17 protein-coding genes are annotated in these 19353 nt (G+C 63.4%); 11 read left to right on the forward strand and 6 right to left on the reverse strand.

The window, feature by feature from the left end; genetic code table 11:
- Positions 1 to 64 precede the first annotated feature (64 nt).
- The 5 genes from C4J89_RS00665 to C4J89_RS00685 all read left to right on the forward strand — a co-directional run bounded on the left by C4J89_RS00665 (position 65) and on the right by C4J89_RS00685 (position 6204).
- Positions 65 to 931, forward strand: a complete 867-nt coding sequence (locus C4J89_RS00665) for a TauD/TfdA family dioxygenase (protein ID WP_124413466.1) — start codon at positions 65 to 67, stop codon at positions 929 to 931.
- A gap of 60 nt (positions 932 to 991) precedes the next feature.
- A complete protein-coding gene (locus C4J89_RS00670; RefSeq protein ID WP_124413467.1) occupies positions 992 to 1912 on the forward strand; it encodes a LysR family transcriptional regulator in 921 nt (306 codons plus the stop codon).
- A 237-nt stretch (positions 1913 to 2149) separates the two neighbouring features.
- Positions 2150 to 3685 carry an MFS transporter gene (locus tag C4J89_RS00675; RefSeq protein ID WP_124413468.1) on the forward strand — a complete coding sequence of 512 codons (1536 nt, stop codon included), beginning with the start codon at positions 2150 to 2152 and terminating at the stop codon, positions 3683 to 3685.
- A gap of 15 nt (positions 3686 to 3700) precedes the next feature.
- Positions 3701 to 4759: an HlyD family secretion protein gene (locus C4J89_RS00680; protein WP_124413469.1), complete on the forward strand. Its 1059-nt coding sequence runs from the start codon at positions 3701 to 3703 to the stop codon at positions 4757 to 4759.
- Complete coding sequence (locus C4J89_RS00685) at positions 4756 to 6204, forward strand: efflux transporter outer membrane subunit (RefSeq protein WP_124413470.1); 1449 nt, start codon at positions 4756 to 4758, stop codon at positions 6202 to 6204. Before C4J89_RS00680 ends, C4J89_RS00685 begins: the two co-directional genes overlap by 4 nt.
- Before the next feature lie 36 nt (positions 6205 to 6240).
- Here the strand turns inward: C4J89_RS00685 and C4J89_RS00690 are convergent, their stop codons facing one another.
- The 4 genes from C4J89_RS00690 to C4J89_RS00705 all read right to left on the reverse strand — a co-directional run bounded on the left by C4J89_RS00690 (position 6241) and on the right by C4J89_RS00705 (position 10770).
- Positions 6241 to 7464, reverse strand: a complete 1224-nt coding sequence (locus C4J89_RS00690) for a type II toxin-antitoxin system HipA family toxin (protein WP_124413471.1) — start codon at positions 7462 to 7464, stop codon at positions 6241 to 6243.
- Positions 7442 to 7801: a helix-turn-helix transcriptional regulator gene (locus C4J89_RS00695; RefSeq protein WP_124365330.1), complete on the reverse strand. Its 360-nt coding sequence runs from the start codon at positions 7799 to 7801 to the stop codon at positions 7442 to 7444. The genes C4J89_RS00690 and C4J89_RS00695 overlap by 23 nt, the downstream gene beginning before the upstream one ends.
- Positions 7802 to 7906: 105 nt before the next feature.
- Positions 7907 to 8611 (reverse strand): DUF3142 domain-containing protein, encoded by a 705-nt coding sequence (locus C4J89_RS00700; RefSeq protein WP_124413472.1) that lies wholly within the window; start codon positions 8609 to 8611, stop codon positions 7907 to 7909.
- A complete protein-coding gene (locus tag C4J89_RS00705) occupies positions 8608 to 10770 on the reverse strand; it encodes an outer membrane assembly lipoprotein YfiO (RefSeq protein ID WP_124413473.1) in 2163 nt (720 codons plus the stop codon). The genes C4J89_RS00700 and C4J89_RS00705 overlap by 4 nt, the downstream gene beginning before the upstream one ends.
- Positions 10771 to 10929: 159 nt before the next feature.
- Here C4J89_RS00705 and C4J89_RS00710 point away from each other — a divergent pair, with 159 nt between their 5' ends.
- Genes C4J89_RS00710 through C4J89_RS00725 form a run of 4 tightly spaced genes read left to right on the forward strand, consistent with a single transcriptional unit; the run spans position 10930 to position 15639 of the window.
- Positions 10930 to 11700 (forward strand): efflux RND transporter periplasmic adaptor subunit, encoded by a 771-nt coding sequence (locus C4J89_RS00710; protein ID WP_124413474.1) that lies wholly within the window; start codon positions 10930 to 10932, stop codon positions 11698 to 11700.
- On the forward strand, positions 11697 to 13016 hold the full coding sequence (locus C4J89_RS00715; protein WP_124360695.1) for an efflux RND transporter periplasmic adaptor subunit: 1320 nt from the start codon (positions 11697 to 11699) through the stop codon (positions 13014 to 13016). The genes C4J89_RS00710 and C4J89_RS00715 overlap by 4 nt, the downstream gene beginning before the upstream one ends.
- Positions 13016 to 15112 (forward strand): HlyD family efflux transporter periplasmic adaptor subunit, encoded by a 2097-nt coding sequence (locus C4J89_RS00720; RefSeq protein ID WP_124413475.1) that lies wholly within the window; start codon positions 13016 to 13018, stop codon positions 15110 to 15112. Before C4J89_RS00715 ends, C4J89_RS00720 begins: the two co-directional genes overlap by 1 nt.
- A gap of 11 nt (positions 15113 to 15123) precedes the next feature.
- Positions 15124 to 15639, forward strand: coding sequence for a GNAT family N-acetyltransferase (locus tag C4J89_RS00725; RefSeq protein WP_124413476.1), 516 nt, complete (start codon positions 15124 to 15126; stop codon positions 15637 to 15639).
- On the opposite strand, the gene C4J89_RS00730 is transcribed toward C4J89_RS00725, so the two are convergent.
- Positions 15615 to 15923: a hypothetical protein gene (locus C4J89_RS00730; RefSeq protein ID WP_124413477.1), complete on the reverse strand. Its 309-nt coding sequence runs from the start codon at positions 15921 to 15923 to the stop codon at positions 15615 to 15617. The genes C4J89_RS00725 and C4J89_RS00730 overlap by 25 nt on opposite strands.
- 49 nt (positions 15924 to 15972) lie before the next feature.
- Positions 15973 to 16563, reverse strand: a complete 591-nt coding sequence (locus C4J89_RS00735; RefSeq protein ID WP_124360699.1) for a phage tail protein — start codon at positions 16561 to 16563, stop codon at positions 15973 to 15975.
- 201 nt (positions 16564 to 16764) lie between these two features.
- Between C4J89_RS00735 and C4J89_RS00740 the strand changes: the two genes are divergently transcribed.
- Both C4J89_RS00740 and C4J89_RS00745 read left to right on the forward strand, forming a co-directional pair.
- Positions 16765 to 18378, forward strand: a complete 1614-nt coding sequence (locus tag C4J89_RS00740) for a glycosyltransferase family 39 protein (protein WP_124413478.1) — start codon at positions 16765 to 16767, stop codon at positions 18376 to 18378.
- Between the two features lie 110 nt (positions 18379 to 18488).
- Positions 18489 to 19331 (forward strand): sulfotransferase, encoded by an 843-nt coding sequence (locus C4J89_RS00745; protein WP_124415985.1) that lies wholly within the window; start codon positions 18489 to 18491, stop codon positions 19329 to 19331.
- Positions 19332 to 19353 lie beyond the last annotated feature (22 nt).

A 19353-nucleotide genomic window follows, 5' to 3' on the forward strand; every position in this document is an offset into this window, starting at 1 on the left:
CAGTATTTAAACTTCCATTCTTAGACCTATAAATTCACTCCCCTGTCTGCCGGAAGTGAATCCAATGTCCACCATCAACCAAACCTTCGACATCCGCCCCTTCCCCGGCAGTGTCGGCGCCGAAGTCATCGGCCTGGATCTATCCCAACCCGTCAACGACCAGGACTTCGCCCGCATCCATCGCGCACACCTGGACCACCACGTCATCGTGTTCCGCGACCAACGCATCACCCCCGAACAACAGATCGCCTTCAGCCGCCGCTTCGGTGTGCTGCAAATCCATGTGCTCAAACAGTTCCTGCTGGCCAATCACCCGGAGATCCTGATCGTCTCCAACATCATCGAAAACGGCCAATCCATCGGCCTGGGCGACGCGGGCAAGTTCTGGCACTCGGACCTGTCGTACAAAGAGCTGCCCAGCCTGGGCTCGATGCTGCATGCCCAGGAACTGCCGTCCGAAGGCGGCGACACGCTGTTTGCCGACATGCACAAAGCTTGGGAGCAACTGCCCGAGCACCTGCGCAACGCCGTCGAAGGGCGCCGCGCCGCGCATTCCTATACCGCGCGTTACAGCGAGAGCAAATTCGAGGGTAACTGGCGTCCCACCTTGACCCCTGAACAGCTCGCCCAAGTGGCCGAAGTGGAGCACCCCATCGTGCGCACTCATCCTGAAAACGGCCGCAAGGCACTGTTCGTCAGCGAAGGCTTCACCACCCGCATCGTCGGCCTGCCAGAGGACGAAAGCCGCGACCTGCTGGCCCAGCTCTACGCCCACAGCGTGCTGCCGGCAAACATCTACCGGCACCAGTGGCAGCCTCACGACCTGGTGTTCTGGGACAACCGCTCGCTGATCCACCTGGCGGCCGGCTGCCCGAGCCATCTGCGCCGCAAGTTGTTGCGCACCACCATCCAGGGCGACGCGCCGTTCTGAACCGCTAAAGCCTGCTAGGATTGCGTCCAGTTCACTCCCGACCGAACACGAGTGCTTGGCATGCAACTACCCGACATGAACCTTCTGGTCGCCCTCGACGCCTTGCTCGATGAAGGCAGCGTGGTGGGCGCCGCGCGACGGATGAACCTGAGCCCGGCGGCCATGAGCCGTACCCTCACGCGTATCCGCGAGGCGGTGGGTGATCCGATCCTGGTGCGTGCCGGCCGCGGCCTGGTGCCGACGCCCAAGGCGCTAGAGCTGCAAGCTCAGGTGCGCAACGTGGTGGAGCAGGCGGCGTTGTTGTTTCGCTCGGCGGACCAGGTCGATTTGAGCACCTTGCGCCGCCGCTTCAGCGTGCGCGCCAATGACTTTTTCATCGGCGTGTATGGCGGTCGGCTGTTCGACACCCTGCAACGCGCGGCGCCGTTCTGCGAACTGCGCTTCGTGCCCGAAGGCGACACCGACGATGAAGCGCTGCGCGAAGGGCGGTTGGACCTGCGGGTGAGCAATACCATGCCGGCTGGTCCCGAAGTGAAGGTGCAGAACCTGTTCTCGACCACGTTTGTTGGCCTCGCGCGGGAAGATCACCCGCTGTTCGACGAAGAGATCACCGCCGCTCGGTTTGCCAGCTATTCCCACATCAGCATCTCGCGACGCGGCATCGCCCGTGGGCCCATCGATACCGCCTTGAATGCCCAGGGCCTGGAGCGCCACGTCGCAATGATCGCCCCCGGCTTTCACGGCGCGATGTTCATGTTGCCCGACTCCGACCTGCTGCTGCCGGTGCCCAAGGAAGCCCTCCTGAGCGCCCGGCGCCTGAAGCTGCCGCTGCGCTCTTTCGCCTTGCCGATTTCGCTGCCGACCCTGGTATTGGCGCAATCCTGGCACCCGCGCTTCGACAAAGACCCGGCGCACAAATGGCTGCGCGAGACCATGCGCGAGAGCTGCCACGCCACCTGGCTGGAAGCCCAGCCCAGCTGATTCTGAAGCCACACACAGTCAAATGTGGGAGGGGGCTTGCCCCCGATAGCGGTGTTTCAGTTTCACATCAGGTGACTGTCACCCCGCAATCGGGGGCAAGCCCCCTCCCACATTAAAAGCCCTGCATTACCCGGTGGATTGCGTATGACGCACTTATAACCTGCCAACAAGTCACTTTTTGTCATGCATTTGCCTGATTAAACTACTCGGGTATTCCCCATTCCGAGTTACCTGTCCATGACTTCCCTCGCTGCCCCCGCCTTCGAGGCCGCAGCCAAACCCACTGCGCCCAGCCCTCCGGTGTTCGGCCCGCGCATCATCATCGGCCTGGTCGGCGTGTTGCTGGCGGTGCTGGTGTCTGGCCTCAACGAAATGGTGACCAAGGTCGCCCTCGCCGATATCCGGGGTGCGCTGTACATCGGCTTTGACGAAGGCACCTGGTTGGTCGCGGCGTACACCGCCACTTCCGTCGCGGCCATGGCATTCGCGCCGTGGTGCGCGGTAACGCTCTCCCTGCGCCGTTTCACCCTGGGTGCCATCGGCGTGTTCACGCTGCTCGGCATCCTGTGCCCGTTTGCGCCGAACTACGAAAGCCTGTTGCTGCTGCGCACCGTGCAAGGCCTGGCCGGTGGCGCGTTGCCGCCGATGTTGATGACCGTGGCGCTGCGCTTTCTGCCGGCCAACGTCAAATTGTACGGGTTGGCCGGCTATGCACTGACCGCCACCTTCGGCCCGAGCCTGGGCACGCCATTGGCGGCGCTGTGGACCGAATACGTCGGCTGGCAATGGGCGTTCTGGCAGATCGTCGGGCCGTGCCTGTTGGCGATGGCCGCCGTGGCCTACGGCTTGCCGCAGGATCCGCTGCGCCTGGAACGCTTCAAACAGTTCAACTGGCGTGGTCTGCTGTTGGGCTTCCCGGCGATCTGCATGCTGGTGATCGGCCTGTTGCAAGGCAATCGCCTGGACTGGTTCGAGTCGGGCCTGATCACCTTTTTGCTCAGTGGCGGCGCGCTGCTGCTGGTGCTGTTCATGCTCAACGAATGGTCGCAGCCGCTGCCATTCTTCAAGCTGCAGATGCTCGGCCTGCGCAACCTGTCGTTCGCCTTGATCGTACTGGCCGGTGTGTTGATGGTGCTGACCTCGGTGATCATCATCCCCTCGAGTTTTCTCGCCCAGGTCCAGGGTTACCGGCCGCTGCAAACCGCACCGGTGATGCTGCTGATGGCGCTGCCGCAGTTGATCGCGCTGCCGCTGGTGGCGGCGCTGTGCAATCTGCGCTGGGTCGATTGCCGCTGGGTGCTGGGCATGGGGCTGGGCATGTTGGCGTTGTGCTGTATCGGCAGTTCGCACCTGACCTCGGCGTGGATTCGCGATGATTTTTATGGCTGGTACCTGCTGCAGATTTTCGGTCAACCGATGGCCGTTCTGCCCTTGCTGATGCTGTCCACCGGCAGTATTCAACCCATCGAAGGGCCGTTCGCCTCGGCGTGGTTCAACACCGTCAAGGGCCTGTCCGCCGTGATCGCCACGGCGGTGCTGGATACGCTGACCACCCAGCGCGGGCATTTCCACTCGAGCATGCTGGTGGACCGCCTGGGCAACTCGCCCCTGGCCGACGGCGACGCGCCGGGCCTGGCGCATCGCCTGCACGAGCAGACTGTGGTGCTCACCTCTTCGGATCTGTATGTCGTCATGGCCGGTGTCGCGGTGGCGTTGATCCTGCTGATTTTCTGGATGCCCACGCGGATTTTCCCGCCTCGCGCACCGACCTGACCCCAAGGATTTTTCATGAAACGCAAAGACAAAATTGCCGTCTCAGTCATCGCCGTATTTGCCGTGGGCGTGCTGGTGTACCTGGTTGCGCCGGGCATCCTGGGCAGCCAGCGCCAGACCACCAACGACGCCTTCGTCGCCGCCGACTTCACCCTAGTTGCACCGCGTGTTGCCGGGTTCATCAAGGAGGTGCTGGTGGAAGACAACCAGCGCGTCAAGGCCGGCCAACTGTTGGCGCTGATCGACGACCGTGATTTTCGCGCCGCCGCCCAGGCCGCCGACGCCGACACCCTGGTCGCCCAGGCCCAACTGAAAAACGCCACCGCGACCCTTGAACGCCAAAGCTCGGTAATCGCCCAGGCCCAGGCCACCGTAGCGGCCGATCGCGCCGAAGTGGCGTTTGCCGAACACGAACTGAACCGCTACAACCACCTCGCCGGCGTCGGCGCGGGCACCGTGCAGAACGCCCAGCAAGCCAAGACCCGCATCGACCAGGCCACCGCGCGCCTGGCCAAATCCACGGCGGTGCTGGCGGCCGAACGCAAGCAAGTGGAAATTCTCACCGCCCAGCGTGACGCTGCCGAAGGCGGTCTCAAGCGCGCACAGGCCGCGCTGGAAATGGCCAGTTATCAGCTGTCCTACACCCGCATCGTCGCGCCGGTGGACGGCATGGTCGGTGAGCGTGCGGTACGGGTGGGCGCTTATGTCACGCCGGGCAGCAAGATCCTCGCCGTGGTGCCGCTGGCCCAAGCCTATGTCGTGGCCAATTTCCAGGAGACCCAGCTGTCTCACATGCAGGCCGGCCAAGCTGTGCAGGTGCGGGTCGACAGCCTCGATGGCGAGTTGCTTAACGGCCATCTGGAAAGCCTGGCGCCTGCCACGGGGGTGACCTTTGCCTCGGTCAAGCCGGACAACGCCACCGGTAACTTCACCAAGGTGGTGCAGCGTATTCCGGTGAAGATTGTGCTTGAGCCAAACCAACCGCTGACCGAACGCTTGCGCGTAGGGATGTCGGTGGAAGCCAGCGTCGACACCCACGCCGCCGCGCAACAACATGAGGTGGCCCAGCAATGAGACATCTCGCCTGGCTCACCCTGAGCCTGATCAGTTTGAGCGCTTGCACCGTCGGTCCGGATTTCCAGCGGCCGCAGGGTCCGTCTGTGGCCCAATGGACTGAGCCCCAGGGGCGTCAGGCGGCCAGTCGCGCCACCAGCGACCCGTTGCAAGAGCGCTGGTGGGACGTATTCCACGACGAGCAACTGTCGGCCCTCACACGCCGCGCCCTCAGCGATAACCTCGATCTGAAACTGGCCAGCAGCCGCCTGCAACAAAGTCGCGCCGTGCGCCAGGTAACCACCGCCGAGCGTTACCCCAACGTCGACGGGAGCGGCGCTTACCAGCGCAAGCGCAACAGTGGCAGAGGCTTGAACGACCCCTCCGGCGAAAACGGCCGCTCGGCGTTCAACCAGTGGGACATGGGCTTTTCCGCCGCTTGGGAATTGGACTTCTGGGGCCGGGTCAAGCGCGAGACCGAAGCCGCCGACGCCACCCTGGAAGTCGCGGAAAACGACCGCCGCGCCGTGTTGCTGTCGGTGCTGGCCGAGACCGCCCAGGACTACATCCAACTGCGCGGCGTACAAAACACCCGCGCCGTCACCGAGCAGAACCTCGACGTCGCCCGCCACAGCCTCAAGCTTTCGCAACTGCGCCTGGCCGATGGCGTGGCAACCGACCTGGACGTGGCCGAAGCCGCCGCCCAAGTCGCCGCCATCGAAGCGCGCCTGCCGGATTTGCAGCAGCGCCAGGACCAGTTGATCAACGCCCTGAGCCTGCTGATGGGCGAGCCTCCGCAAGCCCTGCACGCGCAACTGTCCAAGGACGCTGCCGTACCGCAGACCCAGCGCCAGGTCGCTATCGGCCTGCCGTCGGAACTGGCCGAGCGCCGCCCGGACATCCGCCAGGCCGAAGCCCGCTTGCACGCTGCCACCGCCAGCATCGGCGTGGCCAAGGGCGATTTCTACCCGCGCATCACCTTGTCCGGCAGCCTTGGCTCCCAGGCCATGCAGCTCTCGGATCTCGGCTCCTGGGGCTCGCGCGCCTTTGCCTTCGGCCCGCAGTTCAGCCTGCCGCTGTTCAACGGCGGGCGCTTGCAAGGCATGGTGAACCTGCGCGAAGCCCAGCAACAGGAAGCGGCGCTGGCCTACCAGCAAACCGTGCTGCGCGCCTGGCATGAAATCGACGACCAGTTGACCCGCTACAACGCCAGCCAACTGCGCCGCGACAGCCTCGCCGAAGCCGTGCGCCAGAACCAGATCGCCCTGACCACCGCACAACACCAGTACGTCGAAGGCGTGGCGGATTTCGTCAACGTGCTCACCGTGCAAAGCGCGCTGCTGGCGACTCAGGAACAGTGGGTGGAAAGTTCTACGGGTGTGTCATTGGCGATGGTGGGCTTGTACAAAGCACTGGGTGGCGGCTGGGAGTCGGTGTATCCACTGGCGCGTTCAGATGCGCAATAGGACGGACGTGACGTCGTTTTAGGTTGCGCACCCGGGTCATGCGACCAGCTGCGTTCCAAACCGGGTGCACACCGTGGAAAGCATGCTGGTATCGGCACTGCTACAGCCTGCCGCCTCAAAAAAACCGGAGGCTTCTCGCACGACGGTATATACGTCAGTGACGATGGATCTTGCTTCATCAACCCCCAACCCAAAGCGCTCGGGCGTACTCAGCAAATTGCTGACAGACGATACCCTTCCTTCATTCCCAATGATGAGCGCCTGCAAGCCTAGTTGCGTCGGATGGGGCAGCACGTCAAATACTGGCGCAAGGGAGTAGCCCGACGAGCTGGTCAAAAGTAGTCCGGTTTGTTTCAGGTGGTCGTCGCTATTTCCGATGAGCACATTGAATGCCATACGCCGGTAAAGCTCACGCATGTCGAGCGTTGCGTCGTCGCTGACCTTCTTCAAAACGTCTGCGATTCTGGAATAGGAAACGTCACTATCAACCGCGCCAACGCGCATTCTCGGCTTCTCGGCGCTTACCAAAGAGTTGCAGCTGACATAGTGCTCGCGCCCCGTTCCTTCATGCCGGTCAAAACGCTCGACCATCAACACCGGTCTGCCGGCTACCTCGACCAACTTGTGCCCCGCTGCCGGTAGACCCGCCGCGTTCGCCATTTGCAGGCTGGCAAATTCAGCACGGGGCTGATCGAACACATCGTCGCTGCGGCCGAACTTGGCAATCCATTCCTTACCTTCAAAAGTCACGGTGACCTTGGGTCTGGCGCCGCCCATAGAGCTTCCGAACTCGAATAGCCGTGCGATTTCCGCAGGGAGGTCCACATCGCCTTTCTCGACTTGATCGAGGCCAACCATGATTTTTTCGAGATCTTCAAATTGTGGCGGCTGGTGCAGGGTAGGTAACAGATGGCGCGAAGCACTGAAAAGCAGGCAACCGACCCCGGCACCCCGCGAGGCAAGCAGCCATTCGATGTCGTTTTGTGGATGCTGTTTGTGGGTGGCCAGCAGAACACGCCGGCCCCAATTGTCCGGAGTGGCGTCGTCAAGCACCCCAAACATGCGTGTGGAGGAATACTGGTTGGGGGTCAGTGGCAAATTCAGCGGGTCAATCGCGAATGCGTTGGGTCGTGCGAGCCAGCTGTTCGCGTAGCGAAAAACGAACCCGCCCCCGTGCATCGCCACTTCACCGACGGGGACCGGATCACCGACTGAGTGAGCCGAAAAAACAAATGCATTACCAATCGGCTTCCAGGACATGAGGGTCTCCTTCTGTGCGAATTCGGTCAGGCTCACGGGCGAGGCTCAGGGTTATCCCAACCTGGTCAAGGTCTGGCGATGCGATGCTCGCCATCCCTTCCTCCAGGTCCATCGCGCTGAGCACATTCATCAGTACACCGAGGGATACGCCGGCTTCTCCCTGTCTCAGTCGTTGATACGTTTGCCGGGTGATACCCGCGCGGCTGCATATGGTGGAAATTTTCAGCCGACGACGAACACGGGCTATTTCGATACCGTTTCCGATACCTTTCATCAGCTCATCGCTTCGCTCTGAGATGTACCCTTTATGAGGGTTCGGCTTGCCCGACGCTTGCATGATATATCACCCTTTAATACGGTAAGAGTAACTTATATCATCCACTCTGTTTAAGCTAGTGTGCATAAACTCCAGCTCGATGCGGATTTTTCCCTGTCGGAGGACTTACCGGTTCTGCAAAAACACCACATACCCCCGAAACCACTCACTCCCCTGCAAATACTCCGGCGCTTGCCATTCCCCGCCCTGAATCAGGCCGACCTTGAACGGCACGCCCAGCCGATTCATCCGGGGCAAATACGCGGCGTAGTCGGGGATGCTGTGCCGCCCTTGATAGGTCTGCACCACCACTTCATCCACCACGCCCTTGAGCTGGGCGATGGCGGCGGGGTCGGCGTTGCTGCTCCAGTCCATCAGGCCGGTGATGCTCAAGCGCAGGTCGGCCGGCAGGCGGTGGCGCAGGTCGCGCAGGAAGGCCGCATATTCGTGCAGGTACTGGGTGCGGGCGTCGAAGTCGATCTGGATGCCGACCACCGGGTTGCCCGCGTCGCGCCAGCGTTGCACCTGGCCAAGCAGTTGGGTGTAGACCTGTTCCGGCCATCGCAGAGTATGGGCGCGGTAGACCACCCAGATGTCGCCCTGGGTAATGCGCGGCACGTTCATGCCCTGGGCGATCAGTTGCACACCGCGTTGCGGCGCGCGGCGGGTGGAGTTGATCTGGCCCTGCAGGATGTAGAGGGTCTTGGCCTGCTTGAGCACCGGCTGGGGCGCGACGCCGCTCCACAGCCAGAAGGCGTCGTAGTCACGGGCGTCAACAGCACCGAAGGCCGGGCCTGCCAGCAACAGCAGGCCCAGCCACAGCATTTTCACCAGTAGTACTGCAGCGATTTGCTCCACTGGGTGTCGGCGAAACCGCTCTTGAGCTGGCGGAACCAGCCTTTGCGCACGCCCGGCGCCACGTCTTCGCCGCCGCAGCTGTTGTAGCCGGCCGGCGCGTAGCAATTGATCGCGCGAAACAGTGCGTAGGCCCGGTCGGTTTTGGGCGCCTTGGCATTGGCGATCACCTGCTGGTAGCCGTCCAGGCGCGAGAAGGTTTCACCTTTGAACTCCGAGGCGGTGCTGCCAAGGCTGCCGGTGGCGCGGGCTTGCTCCAGCGGCATGCCGTCCAGGCCATTGCGCAGGATAAATTCCCCCAGGCAGTTGAGGGCTTGCGGGTTTTTTGCGTCGCTTTGCAAAGTCGCGGCGGTTTGCGCGACGCTCGGGCAGGCATAGCCGGATTCGGCCTTGTCACCGTTCCACTGGAACAGCTTCAGGCTTTGCCCGCCGCTGTAGGTGTAACCCAGGCTGGTGCCGAGTTTGTCGTCAGACAGCGAGGCCTGCTTGAGGTCGTCGGCGAAGGTCGCGAACTGGCGGTGCAGCAGGTCTTTGTAGAGCAGCACGAATTGGGCGGTCTGGCGTTCAGTCGGGTCGTTGGCCTTGGCGATCTGCTGGCGCAACAGGTCGGGACCGGCCACGTTGCGCAGCAGGATGTAGCGCACCTGCCTGGCACTGATGGGCGAGTCGGCGGCGAACACCTTGGCCAGTTGGCCGCTGCGCTCGTAATTCATCGCCAGTGCCAGCTCCAATTGGTCGCGTTGCAGCGGTTGCTTGGCCAGCGGCAGCAGTTGCAGCCACAGCGCTTCGGCGCCTTTCCAGTCTTGCTTGGCTTCCAGGGCCAGGGCGCGCAGGGTCTGCTGGCTGAAGGCGAAGTAATCCAGGTTTGGCGGCAGGTCCGTCGGCAGGTGCTTCAGGGCCGTGTCGGGTTGGTGCTCGACGTACAGGGCATAGGCCGCTTGCAGGTAGTCGAACAAGGCCGGCTCGTTGGCGAAGGTGCTCTTTTGCTTGTCGAGGGCTTCGCGACTCAACAGCGGCGGGGTATGGGCACGCATGGCCATCAGGTCGCTGACCAGTTGCAGCATCGGGCTGTTGGCCGCCTGGTTGCTGGCCATCAGCAATTTGAGGTCGGCTTCTTCCACCAACGCGTCCACGCTCACATTGCGCTGGGCGTCGCTGGCTTCGGTGAATTGCCAGGTGAAGTCTGCGGCGAGCTTGGTCTCGTCATTCGCCAGCCAGTGCACCCGGCGCAGCAGGCCACGGGCGGACGTGACGTAAGCGCCCTGCGGGTAGGTTTTCAGGTAGCCGAGAAAGCCTTCTTCGGCGTCGCTCAACGCGGCCTTGTCCACATGCTCGCGCTGGGGCACACCGTATTCGTCGAAGGCTTCGGCCTGGGCTTGGTTCAGCGAGGTGCGCGCGGCCATGTACAGCGCAGTTTCCTTCAGCCAGGGCACCTCGCTGGTCGCGGCGGCGGCGAAACCGCGTTCGGCGTTACCGAAGCGGCCGCTGTAGAAGTCAGCGGCGGCCTGCAGATAAGTGCGAAACAGTTGGGCGCTGGCCGAAGGGGTCAGCTGCGCATCCACCACCTGGCCGTCCCAGTCACAGGTGGTCAGCAGTTGCAAACGTGCTTTCACCAGCAGGTCGCGCTCGGCGGGCGGCATATCGGCCTTGATCACCTGGCTGATAAACGCGGTGGCGCTGTCATCAGCGTTGCTGCGGCAGCGGCTGCCTTCGCCATCGAGGAACGCTTCGCCTGCCGTCTTGTACTCCTCACGCTTGATGCCCAGCGGCGCGAGCAGGGTGTCGAGCTCGGCGGTGCGCGAATCGTCCGCTTGGTTATCGGGTTCGTCCTCTGCGGCCGGGACCGGCACCAGGCGATACACCGGAAACGGCACCGGGCCGAAACCCTGGGCCAGGTCGTCTTCGCTCAGGGCATTCGGCGCCAGGGGTGCGGCCTTTTTGTCGGCCAGCAACAGGCGCAGGTTTACTCGGCTATCGTTGCCTGGGCTGAGAAAGGGTTGGTTGCTGCAGGGTTCGAGACTGTCACGCGACACCCGCCAGTCGGGGTAGCACGAGTCGTCGGAACTGGCCTGGGCCGCCAGGGGAATACCGGCCAGCAGGGCCAGTGCCAGAGGTGACAAAAAACCGATGCGCATGACGTGTCCTTGATCCTGGGTCCTTGGAGGACGGCAATCATAGCGTGATCCGACGCCAGCTTCGGTGAACGCTCACACAAATCACGGATTTGTCCGATTGAGGGTAGTGGCGTTTTAACCTTGCTGACATAGACTGCGTTCTTCATCAGGGAGGATCGTATGAAGCTATTGCGGCTATGGCTGTTGAGTGTTGCCTGCGTGATCGGCGTGGCGCCTGTCGCCATGGCGGACGACCCCTTGCTGGATCACCCGCCGGCGGCTGCGGCCGGCACTGATGAGGCGCGCGGCGTGTTACGGGCCCGCGACCAAGCGATGCTGGCCAGCGAGTTGTCGGGGCGCATCGTCGAACTGCCGTTCAGTGAGGGCGAGTCGTTCAAGAAGGGCGACACCCTGGCACGTTTCGATTGCTCGGCCTACCAGGCGCAATTGAATGCCGCCCAGGCTTCCAGCCGTGGCGCCGGTGAAGAGCTGGCCCACAACAAACAGCTGGCGGCGCTCAATTCAGTCGGGCGCTTTGAAGTGGCCCGCGCCGAAGCCAAACTCAGCGAAACCCAGGCCCAGTCCCAGGTCTATCAGGTGCAGGTCAAGCGTTGCAGCGTGCTGGCGCCGTATGACGGCCAGGTGGTGCAACGCAAGGTGCAACGCTATGAAAGCGTGTCGGCCGGGGCGCCGCTGCTGGAAATCGTCGACAACCGCAGCCTGGAAATCCACCTGCTGGTGCCGTCACGCTGGATGGACAAGCTCAAGCCCGGCCAGACCTTCACTTTTACCCCCGATGAAACCGGCCAGGCGTTCAGCGCCACGGTCAAACGACTCGGCGCGCGCATTGACGAGGGCAGCCAGACGCTGCTGCTGGTCGCCACTTTACCCAATGCCGCCGGGTTGATGGCAGGCATGAGTGGCACCGCACACTTTGCGCAATTGCAATGAACGCCCCGATGCCGGGCAGCAGCGAGCGGGTGTTTGCGCAGTTTCTGGACCTGGAACGTCAGACCCGCGCCGCGCGCACCACCGAGCAACTGGCCTACAGCCTGGTCAATGACAGCCAGCCGCTGTTCGGCTATCGGCATGCCGCACTGTTGATCGCCGGCAAGGTGCAGGCGGTGACAGCCGTGAGTAACGTCGACCCGAATGCGCCGTTCGTGGCCTTTGTCGAGCAGGCGGTGGCGCAGTTGCACAAGCAGGCGCTGGCCCAGACCGCACGCGTAGTGCCGGCGGAGCAGTTGAGCGAGGCGGTGCGGGCGGACTGGCAAAGCCTGTCTGCCGGCCAGGTGTTCTGGTTGCCGTTAATCGACCCCCAGGGCCGAGTGTTCGGTGGCCTGTGGCTGGCGCGAGATACCCCGTGGAATCCGGCCGAGCAAGTGTTGCTGGCGCAATTGGGCGACACCTGCAGCCATGCCTGGCATGCACTGCAGCCGCAGCGGCCGTGGCGGTTGCGCCTGACTCGCAAGCGCCGGCTGATGGTGGTGGTCGCCTTGCTGCTGTTGCTGCTGATTCCGGTGCGCCAATCCGTGCTGGCGCCCGCCGAAGTGGTGCCGCTGGCCGGGCAGGTGGTGGCGGCGCCGCTGGATGGGGTGATTGCACAGTTTTTGGTCAAGCCCAACCAGGCGGTAAAAACCGGTGACCTGTTGCTGCGTTTCGAAAGCACCACCCTCACGGCCCAGGCCGACGTGTCGGCGCGTGCCCTGGGCGTAGCCGAGGCCGAGTTGAAGGCCAGCGCGCAGCGAGCTTTTGCCGATGCCGAATCGAATTCGCGTATCGACCTGCTGGCGGCCCGGGTCGAGCAAAAACGCGCCGAACGCGATTACGCCCGCGAACTGCTCAAGCGCAGCGAAGTGCGCGCCGAGCGCGACGGTATCGCCGTCTTCGCCGACGCCGAGCGCTGGACCGGCAAGCCCGTGCAAACCGGCGAGCGCCTGTTGCAGATTGCCGACCCCGACCAGGCCGAGTTGCGCATTGAGCTGGCGGTAGGCGATGCGATCGCCCTGGAACCGAACGCCCAGGTAGCGCTGTTCCTCGACAGCGACCCTTTGCATCGCCACCTGGCGACCTTGCAACGGGCAGCCTATGAAGCGCAGCCCACACCGGGTGGCCAACTGGCCTATCGCCTGGATGCGCAATTCGACGAAGCACCGCCGCGTATCGGCCTGCGCGGCACGGCCAAGCTGTTTGGCGAGCGCGCGCCGCTGGCGCTGTACCTGTTGCGGCGGCCGCTGGCAGGCCTGCGCCAGAGCGTGGGTCTCTGATGGACTTGCCCAAACTGCGTGAAGACTTGCAACCGTCCAGCGCCGGCGCGGCCCTGGACGGTTCGCCGCGCTGGACCCTGGCCGACCCGGTGCGCGGGCGTTATTTCAAACTGGGCGCCACCGCCATTCGCTTGCTGCGCCACTGGTCTTTGGGTGACCCGGAAAAAGTCCTGCAGGCCGCCAACCGCGAGCCGGGCCTGGCGTTGGGCGGCAGTGAAGTGGATGAACTGCTGGGTTTTCTGCGCGCCCACGACCTGATCGCCGCCCTCGACCCGCAGCAGCGCGCCAGTTACCTCTACAAATCTGCCGCGCGTAAACAAAGCCTGTGGCAGGTGCTGCTGCATCAATATCTGTTTTTCCGGATTCCGCTGTGGCGACCGGATGCATTTCTCAACCGTGCCTGGCCGCTGCTGGCGCGCTTTGGCCCTGGGTTGTTGCGCTACGGCTTGCCGATCATTTTGGCGCTTGGGGTGTTTCTGGTCGCGCGCGACTGGCAGCGCTTTGTGGCGACGTTTCCGCATCTGTTCAGCCTGGGCGGCGCCCTGGCGTTTGGCGTGGCGCTGTTCTTTGCCAAGCTGTGCCATGAATTCGGCCATGCCTTTATGGCCAAGCGCGCCGGGTGCAGGGTGCAGAGCATGGGCGTAGCGTTCATGGTGCTGCTGCCGATGTTCTACACCGACGTAAGCGATGCCTGGCGGGTCAATGATCGTCGCGCGCGCTTGATGATCGGGGCCGGTGGGGTCATGGCCGAGTTGTTGCTGGCGTGCATCGCCCTGCTGGCCTGGTCGCTGCTGCCGGACGGCCCGGCGCGCACGGCAGCGTTCATGCTGGCAAGCGCCACCTGGCTGACCACCCTGGCGATCAACCTCAACCCATTCATGCGCTTCGATGGTTACTTTCTGATCAGCGATTGGTGGGAGGTGGATAACCTGCAAGGTCGCGCCTTTGCGCTGTGTCGCTGGCGCTTGCGCGAGCTGCTGTTCGGTTATGGCGAACCGGCACCGGAGCCGTGGTCGCCCAACCTGCAACGGCGGCTGTTGTGGTGGGGCTACCTGGCGTGGCTGTGGCGCGCGGCGCTGTTTTTAGGGATCGCCCTTGCGGTGTATCACCTGTTTTTCAAGCTGCTGGGGATCGTCCTGATGGGGGTGGAACTGGTGTGGTTTATCGGCCTGCCGATCTTCAAGGAGTGGCGCCAATGGTGGAGCCGACGCAGCCAGGCCCATGCGCCGCGAGTCATGCTCAGCAGCCTGGGCCTGGTGCTGGTGGTGCTCGCGCTGGTAGTGCCCTGGCGCAGCGCGGTGGAGCTGCCGACCATGCTCGAAGCCGGGCGCGCCAGTGCGCTGCATGCGCCGGTGGCGGCGCGGGTCAAGCACTTGCGGGTGGTGGACGGGCAAGTGGTGACCCAGGGCCAGGTGCTGATCGAGCTGGAATCACCGGACCTGGACGCCCGGCAAAGTATCGTGCGCCGCGAAGTGGAGATTTTGCAGTTGCAGATGCGCCGCCAGGCCGGGCGCAGTGAAACGGCAGTGGACGCGGGCATCAATGATCAGCGCCTGTCCCAGGCCCTCGCCGAATACCGTGGCCTGGCCGCCCAGCGCGAACGCCTGCTGCTGCGCGCGCCTCACGCCGGCACGGTGCGCGATGTGCTGCCGCAATTGAGCGTGGGGCGCTGGCTGTCGCCCAAGGATTCGCTGGCGCGGGTGGTGGAAGAAGGCGCCCGCCTGCGCGGTTACATCGCCGAGGCCGAGCTGTGGCGGGTGGCGCCGGGGGCAACCGGACGGTTTATCGCCGATGACCCGATGCACTCGGCCATCCCGGTTGAATTGACCGATATCGACGCCAACGGTGTGGCCTACCTGGACCAGGAGGCGCTGACCTCAGACCACCACGGGCCGATTGCCGTGCGCCGCGATGAAAACCAGCGCCCGGAGCCGGTGCAGGCGCAATACGGCGCACGCTTGAAAAGTCTGCAAGCGATTGCAACGCCCCGTCAGCCGTTGCGCGGCGTGGTGATACTGCAGGGGCGCAGTGAGTCGGTGCTGGGCGTGGCCTGGCGCCGGGCGGCGGCGTTGGGTGTACGGGAAAGCGGGTTCTAGGAGTGAACGCAATGTCGAACAAGCAAGATGCCCTGGCGCAGGGCCTGGTGATGCGCCCCTCACGCAGTACCGACGGGCCGTTTTTGCAGCGCCTTTACCGCTCGGCACGCGCGGATCTGCAGTGGATTGATGGCGAGCAGGCGCTGGTCGAGGAGGTGATCGCCCAGCAATTCCAGGTCCAGGAAAAGGGCCTGGACGAGCATTTCCCCGGTGCGCTGCACTATGTCATCGAAAAGCTCGACACGCCCATCGGCGCCTTGAGTGCCGACTTCGGGCCCCATGAAATCCGGGTGTTGTACCTGGCATTCATCCCCGCCGCGCGTGGCCAGGGTTTTGGCCGCGCGGTATTGCAGGGGGTGCAGCAGGCGGCCACGCAGGTGATGTGCCCGGTGAGCACGGTGGTGTGGGCGAGCAACCCCCATGCGTGCCGGCATTACCTGGCGCTGGGGTTTCGAGTGGAAGAACAGACGCCCGCCGCGCAGCGGTTGGTGTGGTACCCGCCTCAGTTGAACACGATGCAGAAATAACCCCGCTCGCTGTCGCGGCCCATGGCGGGCTCGCGAGACACAAACACCTGTTCGAGGCAGGCGTCCGCCAGCGGTAAACGGCATAAGCCGTCGACGAAATCCGTGGGTACAAGGCTTTCGAGCAGCACCCTGAAGGCCCCGCGCGGGCTGCCTGGCAAGGTGGCTTTGGGGGTTTCGGTGAGGCTTTGGACTTGGATCGGCAGCGCCGAACCGTCGGGCAGGTAAAGCACGGCGGTGCCCTCAAGCAACGGTCGAAAGTGTTCCGGGGTGACCAGGTTCAACATGTGAGGCTCCATTTCAGAGATGCCGGGGCCTGCGAGCCCCGGCCAGGGGTTAATCGCGCGACGGAAAAAGCCCGTTCAAGGCAATGCTGAAATTGATCGCAAGGTAAGGGTTCATGGTGGCCAAGGCCTGGCCCTGGCCGGCGACACTGATCGTGCCTCCGGCCACGGCGGTGCTCACGCCCTGCAGAGGGACCGGCGTGGCGCCCTGCTGGTCTGAATAGATTGCGGCGCTGCCTGGCCCACCGCCGGAAGCGCCGATAAACGCGTTGGTAGCGCTGGGTACTGTCAGCGGGTTGCTGGAGGTGTTCGCCAGTTGCACCGAAGTGGTGGCGGTGAGTGGTGTCATGGCGTGGGTGTGGGCAGGCAGGTTGAGCAGGGTGGCGGTGACGGATTCCGTGCCGGAGATTTCGCCAATGACGCGCGCCGACAACCCCGCGCCGCTGCCTTGACCAATGGGCATTCGACCTTGCAGGTTAGGCAGCATGAAGCTGACGCTGCCATTTCCGCCGTAAACGACACCGAGCAGGGCGTACAGCGCCTGGTACTGGTTGACGGCAAGGGTTTGCCCGGCGCACAGGGCCCAGTCTCTGGGGGCGAAATCAAACGCAAAGGGTTGGATGGTGCCGATGAAAACTTCCATGGATCGTTCATCCTTGTGATGGCGTGACAGGGGGGAAGACGCCAATCGGTCCGGCGCCATCGCAGAGCGTAGTCGCCGTTGTTGCTTGCTGCCTGGCGGTTGCGAAACAGCGAGCGAAACCGGGGCTTTTGTCCTAGAGTGGCGCGTGTTTGCGCATGTGTGGGGTTTGCCTGGTAAACGGGCTGTGTCTGGGGAGTTGAGGTGCGACGGTCTGTGGTAGAACAAGACGAAAAAGTGGCGGCACTTTCCTTAGTCAATCGTCTTTCGAGCGCCTGGGAAGGCGCCGGTTGGCTAGGCCGTTTGTGGTGGGTGCCGATCCTGGCGCTGGCCATGGCCGTGCGGTTTTATGGCCTGACGGCTGCGGCGATCTGGGGCGATGAGGGCTCAAGCCTGCTGCTCAGCGAATACGCCCTGGACGACCTGTGGTTTCACGCCGCCCATGATGTGCACCCGCCGCTGTACTTTTTCATGCTGCGCGGCTGGATCGAACTGTTCGGCGACGGCATCTGGTCGATTCGCGGCATGAGTGCGATCCCCGGCGTGCTGGCGGTGGGCCTGGGCGTCTGGCTCACACGGCAACTGTCTACCCGTCGCGCTGCGGTGCTGGCGGGGGTGCTGCTGGCGCTGTTTCCCTCCGCCGTGCGCTACAGCCAGGAAGTGCGCATGTACTCGCTGCTGGCGGTGTGGTTACTGGGGGCCACGCTGGCGCTGGTGTACTGGGTGCGCCAACCCGCGCGCACGCGTTACCTGGTCGTTTATGCGCTGTTGATGGCCGCGGGTTTTTATACCCATTACTTCACTGCACTGTGCGTGCTGGTGCACTGGGCTTACCTGGGGCTGCTGTGCCCGTCCCAGGCGCCCGGCCAGCGCCTGATCCTGCGTCCGTCGTGGTGGTGCGCCAATGCGCTGGTCGTGGCGTTGTACCTGCCCTGGCTGCCGAACCTGCTTGACCTCGTGCAACACGTCGAACAGCTCAAGGTCGGCGGTGACATTGGCTGGGAAGACCCGGTCACGTTGAGCTCCGTGCCGTCGATGATCTGGCAGTTCACGCTTCAGGATGAAGGGGTGGACTTCTGGCGACCGCTGTTCTGGCTGTTCCCGCTGTTGTTGATCGCCGTCGTGATAGCCACCGCCTGGCAGGATCGCCAGCGCCATCATCCGGCCCGCCTGCTGGCGCTGTTCTTCCTGTTGCCGCTACTGCTGGTGTATGCGGTGTCGTTCATCTCGCCGGTGTTTATCGAGCGCTACCTCACGGTATACGCCCTGGGCTTGCCGATCCTTGTGGCCCTGGCCATCGACCGCCTGCCCACGCGCCTGGCATGGCTGGGCGCGGCGTTGTGCGTGGTGTTTGTCGGAGTGGAGCTGCTGGGGCTGAAAAACAATGCCACGGTGGATGTGCATGATCAGTTCAACGTGCCGGTGGAGTTCGTCAACCGCAACTATCAGGAAGGCGACCGCATCGTTCTCAGCGACATGATGTGGTACCTCAGCTACGTGTATTACGACCAGACCGACGCCCAACTGCAGCTTTACACCCCGCCCAGGCCCGACGGCACGCCGACTCGGCCGAATGCCTATGGCTTCGGCACTCTGGTGGATCAGGACGGCGGGCGCATCTACCTTGACCGTCTGTCTGCCTTAGCGCCCGACACACGACGTGTCTGGCTCATCAGCAGCAACGAGCTGCCGGATGAATTCGCGCCGATTCCGCCAGGCTGGCAAGAACTTTTGCAGCAGGACGGCGGCGGCGCACGGGCGCGGCTGTTCGTGCTGTGTGGCGGGCCAGAGCCTTCGCGGCCCGCCGGTTGCCGCTAATCACAAATTGGTATTAGGGGCATGCCAAAATAGTGGCAAATGATCGCTAGTCGGCACTGTGTTTCTCAACTACGCTCCGGCCCACAAATGGATTTTTGTCCTACAAAGTGGTGAACGGATTGCAGTATCACTTTATCTCGGGCTTGCCGCGCTCCGGCTCGACCCTGCTCTCTGCGATTTTATTGCAGAACCCGCGTTTTCAAGCCGGCATGAGCAGCCCTTTAGGCACTTTGTTCAATGGTGTGCTGGCGCAGTGCAGCGCCGGCAGCGAGTTTGGCTCGGTCATCGATGCCAACACCCGTCGTCGCCTGTTGCGCGGCCTGTTTGATTCCTACTACGCCGACAAAGCCTCCATCCCGGTGGTATTCGACACCAACCGCCAGTGGTGCGCGCGTATGCCTGCGCTGCACGACCTGTTTCCCCAGGCCAAGGTCGTCGCCTGTGTGCGCAACGTCGCCTGGATCATGGACAGCCTGGAACGCCTGTATCGCGCCAATCCTTTCGAAAACACCAAGCTGTTTGGCGATGACGTCGAGCGCAACACGGTCTACAGCCGCTGCGAAACCCTGGCCCAACGCAACCGTCTGGTGGGGTTTGCCTGGGCGGCGCTCAAGGAAGCCTATTACGGTGAGCATGCCAATTCTTTGCTGATCGTCGATTACGACCTGCTCAGCCAGGCCCCGGAGCGGGTCATGCGGTTGGTCTACGATTTTATCGGCGAGCCATGGTTTGAGCATGACTTCGACAACCTCGCCTACGACGCGCCGGCATTCGACGAGGCGCTGGGCGTTTCCGGCTTGCACAAGGTCCAGCCCAAGGTGCGTTTGCAGACGCGGCGCACCATCCTGCCGCCGGACTTGTTCCAGCAGTACACCGAGTTGTCGTTTTGGCAGGACGGCTCAGCCAGCGCCGCCAATGTGATTCGTATGAAGGCCAACGCCGCGATCAGTTGATCGCGGCGTTTTCATTTTTCTC

Origin of the sequence: Pseudomonas sp. R4-35-07, from assembly GCF_003852235.1 — a bacterium.
Lineage (GTDB): Bacteria > Pseudomonadota > Gammaproteobacteria > Pseudomonadales > Pseudomonadaceae > Aquipseudomonas.